This window comes from Pseudomonas sp. AC242 (genome assembly GCF_979258655.1).
The window spans coordinates 3,610,355-3,631,500 of sequence record NZ_OZ409873.1 but is presented as its reverse complement, the minus strand read 5'-3'; the positions used below and the strand labels follow the sequence as shown (position 1 = coordinate 3,631,500).

Below are 21,146 nucleotides of genomic sequence, written 5' to 3'. Positions count from 1 at the left end.
CTGGTATCGATGACGGGGCAGGGATTGATTAGAGCGGGGACACACGCCACAGGCATGCTTCAGTCGCCCGCTCGTATAGGGCTTACTTGATTTCGGTAATGAAGTTTTCCCGCGAGCGGCGAACTTTTTTCAAGTTGACCGACCAGTCCCCCTCAGTTGCTTGAGGAAAGTTTGCGCAGTGGTGCACCTGTCGTGTGTGCGAGTGTGTACAGGGCCGAGTCGTATCGTCCTGAGCAGAACATGATCACGCGCAACGCATTGCACGGCCGTTAACCCACATTTGAAATGCATTCCGATGTGAGAGAGAGCCTGCTCGCGAAAGATCCCTCAACACCGCCGCAAAAATCAGGCCCCCGGCACCGGGCAGCTCATGTCACCTTCTTCACACTTCAAATACTGTTTCAGCGCCTCAACCCGCACCTTGGTCACGCTCGTCAGGCAGTTGCTGTAGATCAACGGATAAACGCTCCCGCCAGTAACTCCGGACGATGAAAACTTGCACTCGGCATCGCGAAACCCGATCCACGCCCGTTGTGCACTGACCAACAGCTTCTTGCCATCCGGGTTGTCCTTCAAACGCCCGGTGATTTGCTGATACACCGCGTTCAACGCCTTGTCCGCCGCTTTGAAGTCCTCCCCGGCGCATTGATTCATCGTCGCCTGATCGCTGGCATTCGCGCAGTCGACGGCGGCGTGGGCGAGGGGAGTCAACAGAAAGGGTGTCAGGGCCAGAAGCAGGCGTGGGGACATGGTCAAATCTCGCTGTATCGAAGGTAAGTGCGGAGCAGTGTAGCGGCTGTGTCGCGTCTATTCTTGCGGGCGCATTCGGGAAGCCGCGAGCAAACGGTCGGCGGTCGCCGCAATCTCTTCACCGTCGTGCAGCTTTTCCAGCCAGTGTTCAGGAATCCCCCGCACGCCGTAATAGGCGCCGGCCAACTGACCGGTAATCGCGGCGGTGGTGTCGGCGTCATCGCCCAGGTTGGCGGCTTGCAAAATGGCGGCTTCGAAGCTGTTCGTGTGATGAAAGCACCACAACGCCGCTTCCAGCGACTGTACGCTGTAGCCGCTGCCCTTGATGTCCGTCTCGGACAGGCTGAGATAATCGCCACGCGCGATGGAAGCGACCTTGGGCTGCGAGAAACTGGCGAGTGGCAGTTGACGCAGTTCTGCTTTGCTCGCGCCCTCAAGCGCACTGGCGATCACCGCGGCCAACAATTGGCAGCATTCGATGGCTTCAGGTGCTGCGTGGGTGGTTCGCGAACTGTCGGCGGCAAGCTCTGGATTTGCCGGGCGTCGGGAAAGTAGAACAGCACCACCGGTACCAGGCGCATCAGCGAACCGTTGCCGGCGCTGTACGGGTCGGGCGAACCGGCGAAGGGATCAGCGGTTTGTTGATATTGCGCCAGCGCCTGACTGACGGTCATGCCGATATCGAAACACTCACCGGTCGAACTCAGATAACCCCATTGCCACCAGTTGAGGTAGCGGCCCATTTGATCAGCAGCATTGAAACCATTTTTGTTCAACAGGCTTTCCGCCAGACACAGCGCCATCGAGGTGTCATCGGTCCATTGCCCGGGCTTGAGGTGGAATGGGCCACCACCGATCATATCGGTCAACGGTTGGAATGATCCCCGTGGTTTGAACTCAACCGTAGTACCGACAGCGTCGCCGCACGCAAGACCGAGCAGGGCTCCGCGGTAACGTTCCGCGAGGGATGGCGGCATGATTCGTCCTTGTAGATTCAAATTCGCTGGAAAAGGTAACAGTTTCGATGGGCGCAGGGTGTCTGGAACCATCACGGCACCGGTAAAAAAGTGCAGCTTGATGTGTCCTTGCTGGTGAACGACTGCACCGCCCTGATACAACTTCACATTGGACATGTGGTCATACAGGCCTAGTGTTCAGAACAGGAGGTGACGTATGAAACCAGTACCCAATAGTTTCGAACGCAAAATCACGCTCAAGGCGCCGCGTTCGCATGTCTGGCGTGCATTGGTCGATGCCGAAGCGTTTGGCCAGTGGTTTGGGGTGGCGCTTGAGGGCAGACGGTTTATTGCCGGTGAATGGACGCAAGGGCAGGTCACGTATCCAGGTTATGAACATGTGTTGTGGAATGTGCTGATCGAGCGGGTCGAGCCGCAGCAGTTGTTTTCGTTTCGCTGGCATCCGTATGCGGTGAACCCGAAAATCGACTATTCCCAGGAGCCGACCACGCTGGTCAGGTTCGAGCTGGCAGATTTCGAGGGTGGTACGCTGCTGAAGGTCTCTGAATCGGGCTTCGCGCACATTCCCGACATTCGCCAGAAAGAGGCGTATTACATGGATAGCCGTGGCTGGGAAGAACAGTTGAGCCGACTCGAACAGTTTCTTGTCGAGAGCGCCAAGGCCCGCGAGCGTGACGGTGGCTGATATTTTCGAACCTTGGCTCGAGCGCTGGGCACTGGTGCCGGACGGTGCGCCGATCATCACATCCGGCAGCCGTTTGTTGCCGGTACGCCTGAACGACACGCCGGCGATGCTCAAGATTGCGCTGGATGTCGACGAGAAGTACGGCAATCGGTTGATGACCTGGTGGGGCGGTGATGGTGCTGCGCAAGTGTTGGCGCATCACGAAGATGGCTTGCTGATGGAGCGCGCCATGGGCAGCCGCTCGCTGATGCACATGGCGATGAACGGCGAAGACGCCGAGGCGAGCCGGATTCTGTGTTCGGCGCTGGCGCGATTGCATGCACCGCGCGAAACGCCGCCTCCGCCGTTAGTGGAGTTGCGGCCATGGTTTGCTTCGCTGCGCGTTGCTGCTGACCAACATGACGGTCTCTACAGCCTGAGCCTGCAAACCGCCGAAACCCTGCTCGCCGATCCACAGGATGTGGTGGTGCTGCACGGCGATATGCACCACGACAATGTGCTGGATTTCCAATCGCGCGGCTGGCTGGCCATCGATCCGAAACGGGTCAGGGGCGAGCGCGGTTTTGATTACGCCAACCTGATTTGCAACCCGGACTTGCCGACAGCCACCGATCCCCAGCGCTTTCGCCGGCAACTGGATGTGATTGTCGAGGCTGCCGGGCTTGATCGACGCAGGCTGCTGCAATGGGTATTGGCGTTTTCCGGTTTGTCTGCAGCCTGGTTTTTGGAGGATGACGCGCTGGAACAGGCCTCGGGGCAACTGAAAATCGCGCAGATCGCGGCGTCCATGCTCGATGCCTGACACGGCTAGGGGTTTTCGGAAGGGTTGCTATGGCGAATGTCTTACACGCACTGGTAGCTTTTACGACTATTGCCGATTGGATCCAGTGGGTAATCTACACACATCAACTGAGACACAGGGAGTGTTTCAGGATCACGGATGATCGACCATTTGCAAGGATCGCTGCCGACAGGGAGTCGATAATGGTCTTGGGAAAAACCCGCTTCGGCGGGTTTTTTTTCGTCCACAGAAAAGTGCATTGCTCTAACAGAAACACCGCCGAATGGCGGTGTTTCTGCATCCGCAGATCTTACGATGCGATCAATTGGCGCAGGACGTAATGCAGAATTCCGCCTGACTTGAAGTACTCCACCTCATTCAACGTATCGATCCGGCACAGCACCTCGATCTTTTCCTGACGGCCATCCTCACGGGTGATCACCAGCGGCAAATTCATCCGCGGTGTCAGCTCGACGCCGGTCAGCCCTTGGATCTCAAAGGTTTCCTTGCCGGTGAGGTTGAGGCTCTTGCGATTCTGATCGAGCTTGAACTGCAGCGGCAATACGCCCATGCCCACCAGATTGGAACGGTGAATCCGCTCGAAGCTTTCGGCGATCACCGCTTTCACCCCCAACAGATTGGTGCCCTTGGCCGCCCAGTCGCGGCTGGAACCGGTGCCGTATTCTTGCCCGGCAATCACCACCAGCGGCGTGCCCGAAGCCTGATACTTCATCGCCGCGTCGTAGATCGCCAGTTTCTCGCCGGTCGGAATGTAGATCGTGTTGCCACCTTCTTCACCACCGAGCATTTCATTGCGGATACGGATATTGGCGAAGGTACCGCGCATCATCACTTCATGATTGCCGCGACGTGAGCCGTAAGAGTTGAAGTCCCGAGGCTCGACACCCTTTTCGCGCAGATAACGTCCGGCCGGGCTGTCAGCCTTGATGTTGCCGGCAGGGGAGATGTGGTCGGTGGTTACCGAATCGCCGAGCAGGGCCAACACCCGCGCACCTTTGACATCCTTGATTTCCGGCAGCGGCCCGGAAATGTCGTCGAAGAACGGCGGATGCTGGATGTAGGTGGAGTCGTCCTGCCACACGTAAGTCGCGGCCTGCGGCACTTCGATGGCCTGCCATTGTTCATCACCGGCGAACACCTCGGCGTATTCCTTGTGAAACATTGCCGTGCTGACCTGATTCACCGCATCGGCGATCTCTTTGCTGGTCGGCCAGATATCCCGCAGATACACCGGATTGCCTTGCTGATCTTCGCCCAGCGGTTCGCTGCTGATGTCGCTGCGCACGCTGCCAGCCAAGGCGTAGGCGACCACCAAGGGCGGCGAGGCCAGCCAGTTGGTTTTCACCAACGGATGCACGCGGCCTTCGAAGTTGCGGTTGCCGGAGAGCACCGATGCCACGGTCAGGTCGGCTTTCTGGATGGCTTTCTCGATCGGTTTCGGCAGCGGCCCGGAGTTGCCGATGCAGGTGGTGCAGCCGTAGCCGACCAGTGAAAACCCGAGCTGATCGAGGTATTGCGTCAACCCCGCAGCCTTGTAGTAGTCGGTGACCACTTTCGAACCCGGCGCCAGCGAACTCTTCACCCACGGTTTGCGGGTCAGGCCTTTCTCCACGGCTTTTTTCGCCAGCAGCCCGGCGGCCATCATCACGCTCGGGTTGGAGGTGTTGGTGCAGGAGGTGATCGCGGCAATGACCACGGCGCCGTTTTTCAGGCGATAGGTGTGGCCTTCGTACTCGTATTCGGTTTCGCCGACCAGATCGGCATTACCTACCGCGACACCGCCACCGCCCTCACTTTCCAGGCGTCCTTCTTCTTTGCTGGTGGGTTTGAATTGCAGATCGATGAAGTCGCTGAAGGCTTGCGGCACATTCGGCAGTGAGACACGATCCTGCGGTCGTTTCGGCCCGGCCAGACTGGCTTCGACGCTGCCCATGTCCAGCGCCAGACTGTCGGTGAACACCGGTTCCTGACCGGGTAAGCGCCACAGGCCCTGAGCCTTGGTGTAGGCCTCCACCAGCTTCACCACCTCAGGCGGCCGACCGGACAGGCGCAAGTATTCCAGTGTCACGTCATCAACCGGGAAGAAGCCGCACGTCGCGCCATATTCCGGGGCCATGTTGGCGATGGTCGCACGGTCGGCCAGGGGCAGATCAGCGAGGCCGTCACCGTAGAATTCGACGAATTTGCCCACTACGCCTTTCTTGCGCAGCATCTGTGTGACGGTCAGCACCAGGTCAGTTGCAGTGATGCCTTCCTTGAGTTTGCCGGTCAGTTTGAAACCGATCACCTCCGGAATCAGCATCGACACCGGTTGCCCGAGCATCGCCGCTTCGGCTTCGATCCCGCCGACGCCCCAGCCGAGTACGCCGAGACCGTTGATCATGGTGGTGTGCGAGTCGGTGCCGACCAGCGTGTCGGGGAAGGCGTAGGTGCGGCCGTCCTCATCCTTGGTCCACACGGTGCGGCCGAGGTATTCAAGGTTGACCTGGTGACAGATGCCGGTGCCCGGCGGCACCACGCTGAAGTTGTCGAAGGCGCTTTGGCCCCAACGCAGGAAGGCATAACGTTCGCCGTTACGTTGCATCTCGATGTCGACGTTCTGCTCGAACGCGCTGGCGGTGGCGAACTTGTCGACCATTACCGAGTGGTCGATCACCAGATCCACTGGCGACAACGGATTGATTCGCTGCGGATCGCCGCCGGCCTTGGCCATCGCTGCGCGCATGGCGGCGAGGTCGACCACGGCGGGTACGCCGGTAAAGTCTTGCATCAAGACGCGGGCAGGGCGGTACTGGATCTCCCGGTCGGAGCGACGCTCCTTGAGCCACGCGGCAATGGCCTTGAGGTCGGCACCGGTGACGGTTTTTTCATCTTCCCAGCGCAGCAGGTTTTCCAGCAGGACTTTCAGCGACATCGGCAGCTTGTCGAGGTCGCCCAGGCTTTTGGCGGCATCCGGCAAACTGAAATAGTGGTAGGTCTTGTCGTCGATTTGCAGGGTTTTGAGCGTTTTCAGGCTATCGAGGGACGGCATTACAATCACTCCTTTGAATCCGCACGGCTACGGATTGAGGGGACGGGCAGAGCTATCAACGTAGCCCTGTTTTCATTAGCTGGCTAATAACTGGACTCTATGGGCAAGTCCAAGGTTCCGACATCGGCTATCATGCGCCGGTTTTCGTGACAGGCTTTGCTTCAGCGCAAGGCCTGAGCATCGCGCAGGGGCCGAATCACCGCCCTCTGCCCAGGAGTAAGAATGAACACCCTATTCATGCATTGCCGGCCAGGCTTCGAAGGCGAAGTCTGTTCGGAGATTTCCGACCTCGCCGCCCAACTCAATGTGGCCGGCTACGCCAAGGCCAAAGCGGCCACCGCGTGCGCCGAGTTTGTCTGCACCGAAGAAGACGGCGCCGAGCGCCTGATGCGCGGCCAGCGTTTTGCCGAGTTGATCTTCCCGCGCCAATGGGCGCGCGGCGTCTTCATCGATCTGCCGGAAAACGATCGCATCAGTGTGATCCTTGCGCACATGGCGGATTTTCCGGTGTGCGGCAGCCTGTGGCTGGAGGTCGTCGACACCAATGACGGCAAAGAGCTGTCGAACTTTTGCAAGAAATTCGAAGGTCCGCTGCGCAAGGCTCTGATCGGTGCCGGCAAACTGGTGGAAGACGCGAATAAACCGCGTCTGCTGCTGACCTTCAAGAGCGGTCGTGAAGTGTTTCTCGGCATGGCCGATGCCGGTAATTCGGCGATGTGGCCGATGGGTATTCCGCGCTTGAAGTTCCCGCGTGAGGCGCCCAGCCGTTCGACGTTGAAGCTGGAAGAGGCGTGGCACCATTTCATCCCGCGTGATCAGTGGGAAGATCGCCTGCACAGCGACATGACTGGTGTTGATCTCGGCGCTGCGCCGGGTGGCTGGACCTGGCAACTGGTCAATCGCGGCATGCTGGTGACCGCCATCGACAACGGCCCTATGGCGGAAAGCCTGATGGACACTGGTCTGGTGCAGCACCTGATGGCCGACGGTTTTACCTTCAAGCCCAAGCAACCGGTGGACTGGATGGTCTGCGACATCGTCGAGAAACCGGCGCGTAATGCCGCGATGCTTGAAGAGTGGATCGGCGAGGGGCATTGCCGCGAGGCGGTGGTTAATCTGAAGTTGCCGATGAAACAGCGTTACGCCGAAGTGAAGCGCTTGCTCGAACGCATTGCCGATGGTTTCAAGGCGCGCGGGATCAAGGTCGATATCGGCTGCAAGCAGCTGTATCACGACCGTGAAGAAGTGACCTGCCACTTGCGTCGTCACGACACCAAGAAAGTCAAATCCCGCTGATACACCGCAAAACCCTGTAGGAGCTGCCGCAGGCTGCGATCTTTTGATCTTAAAAAGCAAAGATCGCAGCCTGCGGCAGCTCCTACACAGGGTGTGGCGTAACGCCACAGATGACCGAATACCTGGCAATGCGCGACAATGCCGGCCAGTTTCAGGAGTGAATCATGAGTGAAATGATCGATACCCCGGTCGACGGCACCCTTGACGCCACCGGCCTCAATTGCCCGGAGCCAGTGATGATGCTGCACCAGCACATCCGTGACCTGGTACCTGGCGGCCTGCTCAAGGTGATCGCCACCGACCCGTCGACCAAACGCGATATCCCCAAGTTCTGCGTGTTTCTCGACCATGAGTTGGTGAGCCAGCACGAAGAGGCCGGTACTTATCTGTACTGGATTCGCAAGAAAGACGCCTGAATCCCAGGCGAACGCAAAACCAAATGTGGGAGCGAGCCTGCTCGCGAAGCGGTATCTCAGTCACTATTGATGGCGACTGATTCACCGCATTCGCCAGCAGGCTGGCTCCCACATTTTTTGTCCCGGTTTTAAGGGTTTAGCCCGCCGAGCGACTGATCCGAATACGCTTGCGTGCACTGCGTGTCAGGCGGATCGACAGCATCAACGCCGCGCAGCTCAGGCCAACGATCAGACCCTGCCACAAGCCGCTCGGGCCGCGTGGCTCGCCGAGCCAGTCGGTCAGGCCGAGGGCGTAACCCACCGGCAAACCAATCCCCCAATAGGCGAACAGGGTCAGGATCATCGTCACCCGCGTGTCCTGATAACCGCGCAGTGCGCCGGCAGCGGTCACCTGGATGGCGTCGGAAAACTGGAACAGCGCCGAGTACACAATCAGCATCGCCGCAATGTGAATCACCGTCGGGTCAGCGGTGTAGATCGCCGCAATCGGCTCGCGCAGCAACAGCATCATGCTCGCCGACAGACAGGCGTAGGCCAGCGCGGTGCCCATACCGACGCCAGCGGCAAAGCGCGCCTCACGCGGTTCTTCGCGGCCCAATGCCTGACCGACACGCACGGTCACCGCCATGCCCAACGAGTAGGGAATCATGAACACCAGCGAACTGACGTTCAGCGCAATCTGGTGCCCGGCCACTACCGTGGCGCCGAGGCTGCCGATCAACAACGCAATCACGGCAAAAATACTCGACTCGGCAAACACGGCGATGCCGATCGGCAGACCAATTGCCAGCAGACGCTTGATCACTGCCCATTGCGGCCAGTCGAAACGGCTGAAGATTTCGCTCGAACGATAGGCCGGTGCCCAGCGCTCATAACCGGCCAGCCCCAGCGCCATCACCCACATCACAATCGCCGTGGCCCATCCGCAACCAACGCCGCCCATCGCCGGCACGCCGAAGTGGCCATAGATGAAGATGTAGTTCAGCGGAATGTTCAGCGCCAGACCGCACAGGCCCAGTACCATCGCCGGACGCGTACGGCCAATGCCGTCACTGGTGCAGCGCAACACGTGATAGAACGCCACTGCTGGCAGACCGCTGGCGATGCCGTGCAGGTATTGCATGCACGGGCCGATCAGTTCGGGATCGACCTTCATCAGGTGCAGCACCGGTTCGGCGGCCACCAGCATCGCCGTCGCAATCAGTCCGACCACCAGTGCCAGCCACAACGCCTGACGTACAAGCGGGCCGATTTCGCTGTGGGTACCGGCACCGAAGCGCTGGGCAACTTTCGGCGTGGTTGCCAACAGGGTGCCGGTCATCAGCAGAAACACCGGCACCCAGATCGAGTTGCCCAGCGCAACGGCCGCCAGATCCTTTGGCCCGACGCGGCCAGCCATCACCGCATCGACGAAGCCCATGGCCGTGGTCGCCAGTTGCGCGATGATGATCGGCAACGCCAGGGCGAGCAGGTTCTTGAACTCCAGGCGAATCCGCGCCGGGCGGGTCAGGGAAACAGCGACAGGTTGATCAGTTACAGAATTCACGGGCAAAACGTCCACAGGTGTTGATGCGCAAGGCGCCGCATTCTACGCCGCTGACGCCTTGGTCAGGAAAAATCCTCTGTTGCGGATTTGTAAGCGCAAAGCTCGCTGGCTCAGCGACCGATCTGCACCTAAACTGCCGATCCGCCAAAGGAGCCCGCCATGCTGATTGTTGCCGACGAAAATATCCCGCTGCTCGATGCCTTTTTTGCCGGTTTCGGCGAGATCCGCCGGGTGCCGGGCCGTTCCATCGACCGAGCGACGGTCGAGCAGGCTGACGTATTGCTTGTGCGCTCGGTGACCAACGTCAACCGTGCTTTGCTTGAGGGTAGCAAGGTGCGCTTTGTCGGCACCTGCACCATCGGCACTGATCATTTGGATCTCGACTACTTCAATGAGGCCGGCATCACATGGTCGAGTGCGCCTGGCTGCAATGCCCGCGGCGTGGTTGATTACGTGCTGGGCAGTCTGATGACACTCGCCGAAATCGAAGGCGTCGATCTGACTCAGCGCACCTACGGGGTCGTCGGCGCGGGTGAGGTCGGTGGACGGCTGATCAAGGTCCTGAAGGGCCTGGGCTGGAACGTCAAAGTCTGCGACCCGCCACGGCAGGCTGCCGAAGGCGGCGATTACGTCAACCTCGAGCAGATCATCGAGCAGTGCGATGTGATCAGTTTGCACACGCCGCTGACGCGCAGCGGCGACGGCGCGACCTGGCATCTGTTTGATCAGCAACGTTTGCAGCAACTCAAGCCCGGCGCATGGCTGATCAACGCGGCCCGTGGTCCCGTGGTGGATAACCTTGCCCTGCGCGAAGTGTTGCTGGAGCGTGAAGACCTGCAAGCCGTTCTCGATGTCTGGGAAGCAGAACCTGCAGTGGATGTTGCGCTGGCCGAACTCTGCGTCTTGGCCACCCCGCACATTGCCGGTTATAGCCTTGATGGCAAACAGCGCGGAACGGCGCAGATCTATCAGGCTTACTGCACATTCCTCGGTCAAGCGGCGAGCATTCAACTCAGTGATCTGTTGCCGGCACCGTGGTTGTCGGAAGTTTCCCTGCACGGTGACAGCGATCCGGCCTGGGCGCTGGCGATGTTGTGCCGTGGGGTGTACGACCCGCGCCGCGATGACGCGGATTTTCGCCGCAGCCTCGTAGGCAATGTCGGCGAGCAGCGTGCGGCGTTCGACGTGTTGCGCAAGCAATATCCGGTGCGGCGCGAGATTGAAGGACTGAAGGTGCGCATTGAAGGGGATTCGCCGGCGTTGGCGAAGATCGTGTCGGCGCTGGGTGCGGTACCTGTCTAGAAAGCGAGATGGGCGATTCGCGAGCTTGCTCGCGAATGCCGCGCCACAAATACCTGATCTGCAGACAGAAAAAACCCGGCCAAAGGGGCCGGGTCAGGAAGACGGTGGCTATATCACTCTTGTTCGGCAGGCTTGACCAATCGCTTCTCCAGCTCGCTGCAGGCTTGCTGGATCATCTCTTCAGTGATCGGTACTTCACGCCCATCCTTATCCAGTATCGAGCAACCCAGAGATTGGCCGGGCTTGGTGCGGATCACTTCAATTTTGTCTTCGCTGCTGTGTTGCAAGGACATGGCCTGTCTCCTCATCAGGTTGTGTACCCAGATTAAAACCGCCACGTGACCAGGCTGTGACAGCGCCTTCGATCCGTCATGAGCGGCCATTCCAGTCCAACAGAAATGACCGTTCGTCTCAACCGCGACGTTAGACCGATAGCAACTATGGCCTAGTCTTTGGGGGCATATTTAACCTGACTCATTGTGATTTACAGAGTTCCACCCCAAAGAAGGTTTACGCTAGCCCTTTCATCAACACGGATGCGTACCTGAATGACCCCGAAGCTTTCGTCAAGGCACCGGCGCGCCCTGCGTCTGACCACTCGATTTCTGGCTCCTTACCGCTGGCAAGTCATCGGCGCGCTGCTGGCGTTGATCGTCACCGCCGCCGTTACGTTATCGATGGGGCAGGGGATCAAACTGTTGGTCGACCGCGGCTTCATGACTCAGTCGCCGCATCAGCTCAATCAGAGCATCGGCATCTTCATGTTAATGGTGCTGGGCCTGGCGGTCGGCACGTTCGCACGGTTTTACTGGGTATCGTGGATCGGCGAGCGCTGCGTCGCCGACATTCGCCGTGAGGTGTTCAACCATCTGGTCTATCTGCATCCGGGCTTCTATGAGAACAATCGCAGTTCGGAGATTCAGTCGCGGCTGACTGCCGACACGACACTCCTGCAATCGGTGATCGGCTCGTCGCTGTCGATGTTCCTGCGCAACCTGCTGATGGTCATTGGTGGTGTCATCCTGCTGTTCGTGACCAATGCGAAACTCACCAGCATTGTGGTGATTGCGCTGCCGTTCGTGGTCGCGCCGATCCTGATTTTCGGCCGACGCGTACGCAATCTGTCGCGATTGAGCCAGGACCGCGTCGCCGATATCGGCAGCTATGTGTCGGAAACCCTCGGCCAGATCAAAACCGTGCAGGCCTACAACCATCAGGTGCAGGATGAGCGACGTTTTGCGACAACGGTCGAGGACGCCTTCGACACGGCACGCAAACGTATCTTCCAGCGCTCATGGATGATCACCATGGTGATCGTGCTGGTTTTGGGCGCGGTGGCGGTGATGTTATGGGTTGGCGGCATGGACGTGATCGCCGGACGTATCACTGGAGGCGAACTGGCGGCGTTTGTTTTCTACAGCCTGATCGTCGGCAGTGCGATCGGCACCTTGAGTGAGGTGATCGGCGAGCTGCAACGTGCGGCAGGTGCCGCCGAGCGGATCGCTGAATTGCTGGGTTCGGAAAATATCATCCAGCCGCCAACCGCCGGGCTTGTGACCCTGCCGGAGCGCGTGCGGGGTGAACTGCAATTACAGGAAGTACGTTTTTCCTATCCGTCGCGTCCTGAAAGCTATGCCGTCAACGGCTTGAACCTGACCATTCGGGCCGGCGAGACGCTGGCGCTGGTGGGGCCATCGGGCGCCGGCAAGTCCACGGTGTACGATTTGCTATTGCGCTTTTATGACCCCGTGGAAGGGCGGATTCTTATCGATGGTGTGCCGCTGACCAGCCTCGACCCGCTGGACCTGCGCCGTCACTTCGCTTTGGTATCACAATCGCCGGCGCTGTTTTTCGGCAGCGTTGAAGAAAATATTCGTTACGGCAATCCGCGGGCGACGCTGGAGCAAGTCAAGGAAGCGGCAAAAATTGCCCACGCTCATGACTTCATCGAAAAAATGCCCAACGGTTATCAGACCCATCTCGGCGATGGCGGTCTCGGTCTTTCCGGTGGGCAGCGTCAGCGTCTGGCGATCGCCCGGGCGTTGCTGGTCGACGCACCGATCCTGCTGCTGGACGAAGCCACCAGCGCCCTCGACGCGCAGAGTGAGCATCTGATTCAGGAAGCTTTGCCGAGCCTGATGCAGAACCGCACCACGCTGGTGATCGCGCATCGACTGGCCACGGTGAAAAACGCTGACCGGATTGCGGTGATGGATCAGGGCAAGCTGGTGGCCATTGGTACTCATCAGGAGCTGATTGCCAGCAATCCGCTGTATGCACGGTTGGCGGCGTTGCAGTTCAATGATGGCAAGAGCGCTTCAACGAATCCTGTCACCGATCCTGCCATTCACTAAGGCCGTGCCCATAAAAAATGCCCGTATCGCGAGATACGGGCATTTTTCGTTATCCGGCACTAAGCGCTGGATCACTGATCATCAAAATACCGCTCATGCCAATCCACCAGCGGCTGTGGCGAGTTGAGCTTCTGGCCGTAGATCACCGAATAAGACAGCACGTTCTGCACGTACTGACGGGTTTCATCGAACGGGATGCTTTCTACCCACACGTCAAAGCTCAGGTGATCGGCGCCGCGCAGCCATTGGCGTACGCGACCCGGTCCGGCGTTGTAGGCGGCGGAGGCGAGGACGCGGTTGCCGTTGAACTGGCTGTGCACCTGGCTCAGGTAAGCGGCGCCGAGCTGGATGTTTTTGTCCGGATCGAGCACTTGCTGCGGCGAGGCCAGCGGAATGCTGAATTTGCGTGCGGTTTCCTTGGCGGTGCCGGGCATCAGTTGCATCAGGCCACTGGCACCGACGCCGGAACGGGCGTCGTCCATGAAGGCGCTTTCCTGACGGGTGATGGCAAACACCCAACTTGAATGCAGGCCACGCACCTTGGCTTCCCGCACGAGTGTTTCGCGGTGAGCCATCGGGAAGCGAATATCCAGATCGTCCCAGTACTGCGCCTGACTGATGGTGCGGATCGCCGGGAAATACCATTTCAAGTCGTAAGCGAGTTTCGCCTGAGCAACCATTTCATCGCGATTGAAATGACGGCTGACGTGGTACCACTCGCGGCGCCCATCGACGATCTGTCCGCGAGCATGGAATTCCAGCGCGCGACGCACGCCCGGCGTGTTACGCACCTTGTTGATCAGCGCCTGACTGAGGACAAGCGGCTTGTTGTTCAGCGAGTACGGCGATTGCGAACGGTCGGCGGCGAGGAAACCGTAGAAATCACGTTCGCGCGAAAGGTTTTTGTACAGGGTTTGCGCTTCCGGATTCTGCGGCTGGGCCAGTTCCAGGCTGCGCGCCTGCCAGTAGCGCCAGCGGTTGGTGGTGGCCAGATCCTGCGGCAGGCGGCGGGTCAACTGATACGCATCGTCCCAGCGCGCCAGACGCAACAGCAGGCGCAAACGCCATTCCGAGACGGTGTTGTCGCGCAGTTCCGGATCGTATTTGGTCATCACGTCCAGCGCGCGGCTGTCGAAACGCCTCGCCAGAGTCAGGCCGATTTCCCGGGCGATCGCGACTTTTTCATCGCGGGAGAAATGCATGCTGCTGGCGTAGCCGTCGAGCAGCGCCATGGCCTTGTCCGGATCCTGACGCGCGAGGCGGCGCAGGCCGAGGCTGACCACATCGGACATCGGCTCGTCGGCCGGGGTGAAGCGTGAAGGCTGATTGAGCAGTTCCGGCTTTTGCGCCACATCCACCAGTAAACGGCCGCGCGGGGCGAGGGTGGTCAGGCCGTTGACCAGGCTGTTGGCCAGGGGATAGTTACGCGTCTGAGCGGCGAGTTTGGTGCGCTCCCAGCGTTTCTGCTCAGTGAGCTGACCATCGGCGGCCCAAATCCCGAACAGCGCGTCACACGCGGCGGGTTGCGATTTGCCCGTCAGCCACAGCTTGTCGGCGTTGGCATAGCCTTCGGCTTTCTTGTCGTGAGTGATCTGGTATTGCGCATTGAGGCAATCCAGCTCGGTGAAGTTGAGTTTCGGGTCGTAATACTTGACGAAGGTCGCCCAGTCGCCGCGGTCGGCGAGCCAGCGCAACCAGCGCAGTTTCATCCAGTTGGCCTGGGGCAGGTCACCGTGTTCGGCGAGGAATTTCTCGATTTCCGCATTGCTCGCGGACTTCAGACGCGCGGTCAGTTCGTCGTAAGCCAGATACGGTTCCAGCGGATAATCGGCGAGCGCCTGGCTGTAGCGGAAATACGGGCCGGTATCACCCTTGGCCAAGGCGCGCTTGGCTTCATCGTAATACTGGCGTTGGGTGGACAGGTCCACCGCCTGAGCGGATTGAGCGGCAGCGGCGGTAAGTAGCAAACAGGAGAAAACACTGAAAAGGCGACTGCGCATGAGACATCCGGGCAGAGAAATCATGACAAGTGCCGACACGAATCAGCACTGAATTGTCTGTAGCTTAGCCTTTTGCCAGCAAGCGGCGAAAGCTTTGCCGGCCTCGCAGCACAAGTTCGCAACAAATGTTGTGCAGAGTGCTTCAACAGATAAATTGCCGGCCTGTTGAAGCCCTAACTCAGGTAGAATGCGCGCCCGGTTTTTGGAGAAGCTCATGACCCTGCTCAAATTCAGCGATGTGTCCCTTGCGTTCGGCGCTATGCCGTTGTTGGACAAGGTGTCCTGGCAGATCGCCCGTGGTGAGCGGGTGTGCATCATCGGCCGCAATGGCACTGGCAAGTCCAGCATGATGAAACTGGTCAAGGGCGACCAGAAGCCCGATGAAGGCTCAGTGTGGCGTGCCCCCGGTCTGAAAATCGGCGAATTGCCGCAAGAATTGCCGGTGGCCGACGATCGGACGGTGTTCGACGTGGTCGCTGAAGGCCTTGATGGCGTGGGCGCGTTGCTCGCCGAATACCATCACCTTGCGCAGAACTGCGTCACTGAAGATGACCTGAACAAGCTGATGCACGTTCAGCAAGACCTCGAAGCCCGTGATGGCTGGCGCTTGCAGACTCTGGTCGAGAGCACTTTGAGCCGCCTGCAACTGCCGGCGGACAAGACCCTCGCCCAGTTGTCCGGCGGCTGGCGTCGTCGCGTGCTGCTGGCACAGGCGCTGGTGTCCGAGCCGGATCTGCTGCTGCTCGACGAACCGACCAACCACCTGGACATCGGTGCGATTGCCTGGCTCGAAGAAGCGCTGAAAGATTTCCAGGGCGCCGTGCTGTTCATCACGCACGACCGTTCCTTCCTGCAAAACCTTGCTACGCGCATCCTCGAACTGGATCGCGGTGGCCTGATCGACTGGAACGGCGACTACGCCAGCTTCCTCGTGCACAAAGAAGCTGCGCTGGCCGCTGAAGAAACCGCCAACGCACTGTTCGACAAGAAACTGGCCCAGGAAGAAGTCTGGATCCGCCAAGGCATCAAGGCCCGCCGCACCCGCAACGAAGGCCGCGTCCGCGCCCTGAAAGCGTTGCGCGTCGAGCGTAGCGAACGTCGTGAGCGCACTGGCAAGGCCAACATTCAGTTGGACACGGCCGACAAGTCCGGCAAGCAGGTGATGGTCCTCGAGAACGTGAGTTTCGCTCACCCGGGCGGCCCGTTCCTGATCAAGGATTTCTCGATGGTCCTGACGCGCGGCGACCGTATCGGCCTGCTCGGCGCCAACGGTACCGGCAAGACCACGTTGCTGAAGCTGATGCTCAGCGGTCTGCAACCGACCAGCGGCAAAGTGGAAGAGGGCACGCGCATCGACGTGGCGTACTTCGACCAATTGCGTCATCAGCTGGATCTGGAAAAGACCGTAATCGACAACGTCGCTGAAGGTCGCGACTTCATCGATATCGATGGCCAGAGCCGTCATGTGCTGAGCTACCTCGGCGACTTCCTGTTCAGCCCGCAGCGTGCCCGCACGCCGGTCAAGGCGCTGTCAGGTGGTGAGCGTGCGCGTCTGTTGCTGGCCAAACTGTTCAGCAAGCCGGCGAACCTGCTGGTCCTCGACGAACCGACCAACGACCTCGACGTGGAAACCCTCGAGCTGCTCGAAGAAGTGCTGCTGACTTTCAACGGCACCGTGCTGATGGTCAGCCACGACCGGGCATTCCTCGACAACGTGGTCACCAGCACGCTGGTCTTCGAAGGTGAAGGCAAGGTGCGTGAGTACGTCGGCGGCTATCAGGACTGGATCCGTCAGGGTGGTTCGCCGCGCCTGTTGGGCGTGACTGAAAGCAAGTCGGGCAAGGCTGACTTGAATTCGGCGGTGGTCACTGCCGAGCCTGCTGTAGTTGCAGCACCTGTCGCTGCTGCCCCGGCTGCCAAGAAAAAGCTGAGCTACAAGCTGCAACGCGAGCTGGAAGCGTTGCCCGCTGATATCGACGCCAAGGAACAGCAGATTGCTGCCGTGGAAGCCGAAATGGCTGAAGCTGGCTTCTATCAGCGCCCTGCGGCTGAAACAGCCAAGGTGATTGCTTCGCTGGAGCAGTTGCAGGCTGAGCTGGATGCGTTGATGGAACGTTGGGCCGAGCTGGATGCCTGATTGTTCCTGATGTGAAAAAGCCCGGCGCTCAGTGATGAACGCCGGGCTTTTCATATGTAAACGCAGTTCCCTTGTAGGAGTGAGCCTGCTCGCGATAGAGGTTTAGCATTCAACGAACTCGTCGACTGTCAGAACGTTATCGCGAGCAGGCTCACTCCTGCATGGAATGGTATTTCAGCGTTTGACCAAGTGTACCGCCAATACATCGCATGGCGCGCCGTGCAGCACGTCATTCGCGGTCGAGCCGAGCAACAGCGCCAGACCGTGACGGCCATGACTGCCGACCACGATCAGATCGCATGCTTGTTCCTTGGCGAAATGATGGATTTCCTGGCGTGGCTGGCCATAAGTCAGGTGACAATTGGCGCCTTCGAGCTCGGAGTACTTGAGTTTCAGGCGCTCGAGGCGTTCCTTGGCCTGATCGAACTGCTGTTGTTGCAGTTGTGACAGATCCATCGGCACGTCGCCGCCGAACGCCATGGCCATCGGCTCGACAATATGCACCAGCGACAGCTTGGCGCCATTGCTCACCGATAGCTCTCGGGCGCGGTGAATCACAGGGTCGCACTCTTCGGTCAGATCTACGGCGACCAGGATGTGGTGGTAGGGCATGAGGTGCTCCTCGTGAGGTTTCAATATTGTTAAGTATGGCTGGTTTCAAGCGCATTGGTTCCAAAGTGACACAATGCGCTCACCAAGAATTGGGAATAGAGATATGACGGTCTGGTTGGTGGTGTCAATCCTGCTGGTGGTTTTAAGTCCGCTGGCGTGGCTGCGCCCATCGCGCGCGCAAAGCGGTCGCATCGCCCTGCGCATGGAGGCGCGACGCATCGGTCTGGCCATGCAGCTGGCCCCTCAGGAATGGCCGCACTGGCTGGCGCAAGAGCCGCCGAACCCGTGTGCGCAATATCATCGACCGCGCCGTAGCAAGCAGCCCGTCTGCTGGACTTACTGGCAGAAATCGCCGGGTGTATGGGTCAATCAATGGCAGGAAGTCTGTGAGGATCGTGCGCTGCTCAATCATTTCGAAAAGTTGCCGGGCAACGTTTTCAAAGTCGAGGCAGACAAGCAGATGATCGCTCTGTATTGGGGCGAGAAGGGTGAAGCGACGGTTTTGCAGGATATCGACGCCACTCTGAAAGCGCTGGCGTGACGCGCGGACTTTTCGCACTGCAATGGTGTGAAACGTCCGGCAGACGCGCAATAAAAAGCCCGACATGATTCATCGGGCTGGGTTGGCCAGGCAGGCCGGAAACCTTTTTTGATGCTGATGGGGCCTGGAGCGCTCAGCGCATTTCTCTGTAGTCCTCCCAGCGTAGCCCTTTAAACAAGGGCCGCCGCGAATTAGGGCGACTTTTCTAACTATTGATTCTATGAATGGCTTCACATGCCGACGCGTGTTGCGGGTCTTCGTCTGACGGAAATGACCGCAAAGTCGCATTTCAACCCGTATTTTGGGCGATTGACAATTGTTGGAAATTCCGTGAAGGTGACGTACCCAAATCAAACGGGCGTATGAATTGAGCGTTTGTCTTACAGACTGCTCCTACAGAATCCCGACTATCGCGTTGGCGGGTGTGCCGGGTGGATTGGCGTTAGCATCGACGAAAAAGCGTCCTGCCGAGCCATTCGCCTGCGTCCGACGTGTACTGTTCAGCTTCCATATCGTGGAGATCAGTTGATGATTTACGAAGGTAAAGCCATCACGGTTAAAGCTCTTGAAAGTGGCATCGTCGAATTGAAATTCGACCTCAAGGGTGAGTCCGTCAACAAGTTCAACCGTCTAACCCTGAACGAACTGCGTCAGGCCGTAGACACCATCAAGGCAGATGCTTCGATCAAGGGCGTGATCGTCAGCAGTGGCAAGGACGTGTTCATCGTCGGCGCCGACATCACCGAATTTGTCGACAACTTCAAGCTGCCGGATGCCGAGCTGGTTGCTGGCAATCTCGAAGCCAACAAGATCTTCAGCGATTTCGAAGACCTCAATGTCCCAACCGTAGTGGCCATTAATGGCATCGCACTGGGCGGCGGTCTGGAAATGTGCCTGGCGGCTGACTATCGCGTCATGTCGACCAAGGCCAAGATCGGTCTGCCGGAAGTCAAACTGGGCATCTACCCAGGCTTCGGCGGCACCGTGCGTCTGCCGCGCCTGATCGGTGTCGACAACGCCATCGAATGGATTGCCTCCGGTAAGGAAAACCGCCCTGAAGACGCCCTGAAAGTCAGCGCCGTCGACGCCGTGGTTGCTCCGGAGAAGCTGCAGGAAGCCGCTCTTGAACTGATCAAACGCGCCATCTCCGGCGAGTTCGACTTCAAGGCCAAGCGTCAGCCGAAACTTGAAAAACTCAAGCTGAACGCCATTGAACAAATGATGGCTTTCGAAACCGCCAAAGGTTTCGTTGCCGGTCAAGCTGGTCCGAACTACCCGGCACCGGTTGAAGCGATCAAGACCATCCAGAAAGCCGCGAACTTCGGTCGTGACAAGGCGCTGGAAGTCGAAGCCGCCGGTTTCGTCAAACTGGCCAAGACCTCTGCCGCGCAGAGCTTGATCGGTCTGTTCCTGAACGATCAGGAGCTGAAGAAAAAGGCCAAGGCCTATGACGAAATCGCCAAAGACGTGAAGCAGGCCGCTGTACTCGGCGCCGGCATCATGGGTGGCGGTATCGCCTATCAGTCGGCTTCCAAAGGGACGCCGATCCTGATGAAGGACATCAACGAGCACGGTATCGAGCAGGGGCTGGCCGAAGCCGCCAAACTGCTGGTTGGCCGCGTTGATAAAGGTCGCATGACCGCTGCGAAAATGGCTGAAGTGCTCAACGCCATTCGTCCGACCCTGTCCTACGGCGACTTCGGTCACGTCGATCTGGTTGTCGAAGCTGTGGTCGAGAACCCGAAGGTCAAGCAAGCCGTGTTGGCTGAAGTGGAAGGTCAGGTCAAAGAGGACACCATCCTCGCGTCCAACACCTCGACAATTTCTATCAGTTTGCTGGCCAAGGCCCTCAAGCGTCCGGAAAACTTCGTCGGCATGCACTTCTTCAACCCGGTGCACATGATGCCGCTGGTGGAAGTGATCCGTGGCGAGAAGTCCAGCGAGCTGGCTGTTGCCACCACCGTTGCCTACGCCAAGAAAATGGGCAAGAACCCGATCGTCGTCAACGACTGCCCGGGCTTCCTGGTCAACCGCGTACTGTTCCCGTACTTCGGCGGTTTCGCCAAGCTGGTCAGCGCCGGTGTGGACTTCGTCCGTATCGACAAGGTCATGGAAAAATTCGGCTGGCCGATGGGCCCGGCGTACCTGATGGACGTGGTCGGCATCGACACCGGTCACCACGGTCGTGACGTGATGGCTGAAGGCTTCCCGGATCGCATGAAGGATGACCGTCGTTCGGCCATCGACGTGCTGTACGAAGCCAAGCGCCTGGGCCAGAAGAACGGCAAAGGCTTCTACGCCTACGAGGCCGACAAGAAAGGCAAGCAGAAGAAAGTCGCCGATCCGTCGGTGCTGGAAGTGCTCAAGCCGATCGTTTACGAGCAGCGCGAAGTCACTGACGAAGACATCATCAACTGGATGATGATCCCGCTGTGTCTGGAAACCGTGCGTTGCCTGGAAGACGGCATCGTTGAAACCGCCGCCGAAGCCGACATGGGTCTGGTTTACGGTATCGGTTTCCCTCCATTCCGTGGCGGTGCGCTGCGCTACATCGATTCGATCGGTGTTGCCGAGTTCGTTGCCCTGGCTGACCAGTACGCTGATTTGGGCGCGCTGTACCACCCGACCGCGAAGCTGCGTGAAATGGCCAAAACCGGCCAGAGCTTCTTCGGTTAAGCGCCCCCAACTAGAGTGAGA

Annotated in this window: 15 protein-coding genes and 1 pseudogene; 9 read left to right on the top strand and 7 right to left on the bottom strand. The window is 59.1% G+C overall.

All coding sequences use genetic code 11. From position 1 onward, the window contains the following. Positions 1-345: 345 nt before the first annotated feature. Together ACZZ0A_RS16230 and ACZZ0A_RS16225 are read right to left on the bottom strand one after the other, a co-directional pair. Entirely contained in the window at positions 346-750 is a 405-nt protein-coding gene (locus ACZZ0A_RS16230; RefSeq protein WP_007910413.1) for a lysozyme inhibitor LprI family protein, read from the bottom strand. A 57-nt stretch (positions 751-807) separates the two neighbouring features. After that, positions 808-1,727, bottom strand: a pseudogene (locus ACZZ0A_RS16225) (ADP-ribosylglycohydrolase family protein). A gap of 196 nt (positions 1,728-1,923) precedes the next feature. On the opposite strand from ACZZ0A_RS16225, the gene ACZZ0A_RS16220 reads away from it, so the two are divergent. Then, complete coding sequence (locus ACZZ0A_RS16220; RefSeq protein ID WP_007910417.1) at positions 1,924-2,412, top strand: SRPBCC family protein; 489 nt, start codon at positions 1,924-1,926, stop codon at positions 2,410-2,412. Then, positions 2,399-3,214 carry an aminoglycoside phosphotransferase family protein gene (locus ACZZ0A_RS16215; protein ID WP_463543454.1) on the top strand — a complete coding sequence of 272 codons (816 nt, stop codon included), beginning with the start codon at positions 2,399-2,401 and terminating at the stop codon, positions 3,212-3,214. Before ACZZ0A_RS16220 ends, ACZZ0A_RS16215 begins: the two co-directional genes overlap by 14 nt. 289 nt (positions 3,215-3,503) lie before the next feature. Here ACZZ0A_RS16215 and acnA read toward each other — a convergent pair whose 3' ends face one another. Beyond that, positions 3,504-6,245 carry an aconitate hydratase AcnA gene (acnA, locus tag ACZZ0A_RS16210; protein ID WP_463543453.1) on the bottom strand — a complete coding sequence of 914 codons (2,742 nt, stop codon included), beginning with the start codon at positions 6,243-6,245 and terminating at the stop codon, positions 3,504-3,506. Positions 6,246-6,467: 222 nt separating this feature from the next. Between acnA and rlmM the strand changes: the two genes are divergently transcribed. Together rlmM and tusA are read left to right on the top strand one after the other, a co-directional pair. Beyond that, the gene (rlmM, locus tag ACZZ0A_RS16205; RefSeq protein WP_007910422.1) at positions 6,468-7,541 is read left to right on the top strand and encodes a 23S rRNA (cytidine(2498)-2'-O)-methyltransferase RlmM; all 1,074 of its coding nucleotides are present in this window, start codon (positions 6,468-6,470) and stop codon (positions 7,539-7,541) included. A gap of 164 nt (positions 7,542-7,705) precedes the next feature. Beyond that, positions 7,706-7,957: a sulfurtransferase TusA gene (gene tusA, locus ACZZ0A_RS16200; protein WP_039760810.1), complete on the top strand. Its 252-nt coding sequence runs from the start codon at positions 7,706-7,708 to the stop codon at positions 7,955-7,957. 136 nt (positions 7,958-8,093) lie between these two features. On the opposite strand, the gene ACZZ0A_RS16195 is transcribed toward tusA, so the two are convergent. After that, the gene (locus ACZZ0A_RS16195) at positions 8,094-9,503 is read right to left on the bottom strand and encodes an MATE family efflux transporter (RefSeq protein WP_007910428.1); all 1,410 of its coding nucleotides are present in this window, start codon (positions 9,501-9,503) and stop codon (positions 8,094-8,096) included. 159 nt (positions 9,504-9,662) lie between these two features. Here ACZZ0A_RS16195 and pdxB point away from each other — a divergent pair, with 159 nt between their 5' ends. After that, entirely contained in the window at positions 9,663-10,805 is a 1,143-nt protein-coding gene (pdxB, locus tag ACZZ0A_RS16190; protein WP_463543452.1) for a 4-phosphoerythronate dehydrogenase PdxB, read from the top strand. 113 nt (positions 10,806-10,918) lie between these two features. On the opposite strand, the gene ACZZ0A_RS16185 is transcribed toward pdxB, so the two are convergent. Then, positions 10,919-11,098 carry a PA1571 family protein gene (locus ACZZ0A_RS16185; protein WP_038369402.1) on the bottom strand — a complete coding sequence of 60 codons (180 nt, stop codon included), beginning with the start codon at positions 11,096-11,098 and terminating at the stop codon, positions 10,919-10,921. Between the two features lie 255 nt (positions 11,099-11,353). Between ACZZ0A_RS16185 and ACZZ0A_RS16180 the strand changes: the two genes are divergently transcribed. Then, positions 11,354-13,159 carry an ABC transporter transmembrane domain-containing protein gene (locus ACZZ0A_RS16180; RefSeq protein ID WP_007910435.1) on the top strand — a complete coding sequence of 602 codons (1,806 nt, stop codon included), beginning with the start codon at positions 11,354-11,356 and terminating at the stop codon, positions 13,157-13,159. A gap of 71 nt (positions 13,160-13,230) precedes the next feature. Here ACZZ0A_RS16180 and ACZZ0A_RS16175 read toward each other — a convergent pair whose 3' ends face one another. Continuing rightward, positions 13,231-15,159, bottom strand: a complete 1,929-nt coding sequence (locus ACZZ0A_RS16175) for a transglycosylase SLT domain-containing protein (protein WP_463543451.1) — start codon at positions 15,157-15,159, stop codon at positions 13,231-13,233. Positions 15,160-15,373: 214 nt separating this feature from the next. Here ACZZ0A_RS16175 and ACZZ0A_RS16170 point away from each other — a divergent pair, with 214 nt between their 5' ends. Next, positions 15,374-17,296, top strand: a complete 1,923-nt coding sequence (locus ACZZ0A_RS16170) for an ATP-binding cassette domain-containing protein (protein WP_007910438.1) — start codon at positions 15,374-15,376, stop codon at positions 17,294-17,296. A gap of 174 nt (positions 17,297-17,470) precedes the next feature. Here the strand turns inward: ACZZ0A_RS16170 and ACZZ0A_RS16165 are convergent, their stop codons facing one another. Next, a complete protein-coding gene (locus ACZZ0A_RS16165) occupies positions 17,471-17,908 on the bottom strand; it encodes a universal stress protein (RefSeq protein WP_007910454.1) in 438 nt (145 codons plus the stop codon). A gap of 103 nt (positions 17,909-18,011) precedes the next feature. On the opposite strand from ACZZ0A_RS16165, the gene ACZZ0A_RS16160 reads away from it, so the two are divergent. Together ACZZ0A_RS16160 and fadB are read left to right on the top strand one after the other, a co-directional pair. Continuing rightward, positions 18,012-18,449 carry a hypothetical protein gene (locus tag ACZZ0A_RS16160; RefSeq protein ID WP_007910461.1) on the top strand — a complete coding sequence of 146 codons (438 nt, stop codon included), beginning with the start codon at positions 18,012-18,014 and terminating at the stop codon, positions 18,447-18,449. A gap of 528 nt (positions 18,450-18,977) precedes the next feature. Then, positions 18,978-21,125 (top strand): fatty acid oxidation complex subunit alpha FadB, encoded by a 2,148-nt coding sequence (gene fadB / locus ACZZ0A_RS16155; protein WP_007910463.1) that lies wholly within the window; start codon positions 18,978-18,980, stop codon positions 21,123-21,125. The last annotated feature ends 21 nt before the right edge of the window (positions 21,126-21,146 follow it).

Coding starts and splice junctions, on each gene's coding strand:
- ACZZ0A_RS16230 (WP_007910413.1), bottom strand. CDS start 750: ATGTCCCCACGCCTGCTTCTGGCCCTGACACCCTTTCTGTTGACTCCC.
- ACZZ0A_RS16220 (WP_007910417.1), top strand. CDS start 1,924: ATGAAACCAGTACCCAATAGTTTCGAACGCAAAATCACGCTCAAGGCG.
- acnA (WP_463543453.1), bottom strand. CDS start 6,245: ATGCCGTCCCTCGATAGCCTGAAAACGCTCAAAACCCTGCAAATCGAC.
- rlmM (WP_007910422.1), top strand. CDS start 6,468: ATGAACACCCTATTCATGCATTGCCGGCCAGGCTTCGAAGGCGAAGTC.
- tusA (WP_039760810.1), top strand. CDS start 7,706: ATGAGTGAAATGATCGATACCCCGGTCGACGGCACCCTTGACGCCACC.
- pdxB (WP_463543452.1), top strand. CDS start 9,663: ATGCTGATTGTTGCCGACGAAAATATCCCGCTGCTCGATGCCTTTTTT.
- ACZZ0A_RS16185 (WP_038369402.1), bottom strand. CDS start 11,098: ATGTCCTTGCAACACAGCAGCGAAGACAAAATTGAAGTGATCCGCACC.
- ACZZ0A_RS16180 (WP_007910435.1), top strand. CDS start 11,354: ATGACCCCGAAGCTTTCGTCAAGGCACCGGCGCGCCCTGCGTCTGACC.
- ACZZ0A_RS16175 (WP_463543451.1), bottom strand. CDS start 15,159: ATGCGCAGTCGCCTTTTCAGTGTTTTCTCCTGTTTGCTACTTACCGCC.
- ACZZ0A_RS16170 (WP_007910438.1), top strand. CDS start 15,374: ATGACCCTGCTCAAATTCAGCGATGTGTCCCTTGCGTTCGGCGCTATG.
- ACZZ0A_RS16165 (WP_007910454.1), bottom strand. CDS start 17,908: ATGCCCTACCACCACATCCTGGTCGCCGTAGATCTGACCGAAGAGTGC.
- ACZZ0A_RS16160 (WP_007910461.1), top strand. CDS start 18,012: ATGACGGTCTGGTTGGTGGTGTCAATCCTGCTGGTGGTTTTAAGTCCG.
- fadB (WP_007910463.1), top strand. CDS start 18,978: ATGATTTACGAAGGTAAAGCCATCACGGTTAAAGCTCTTGAAAGTGGC.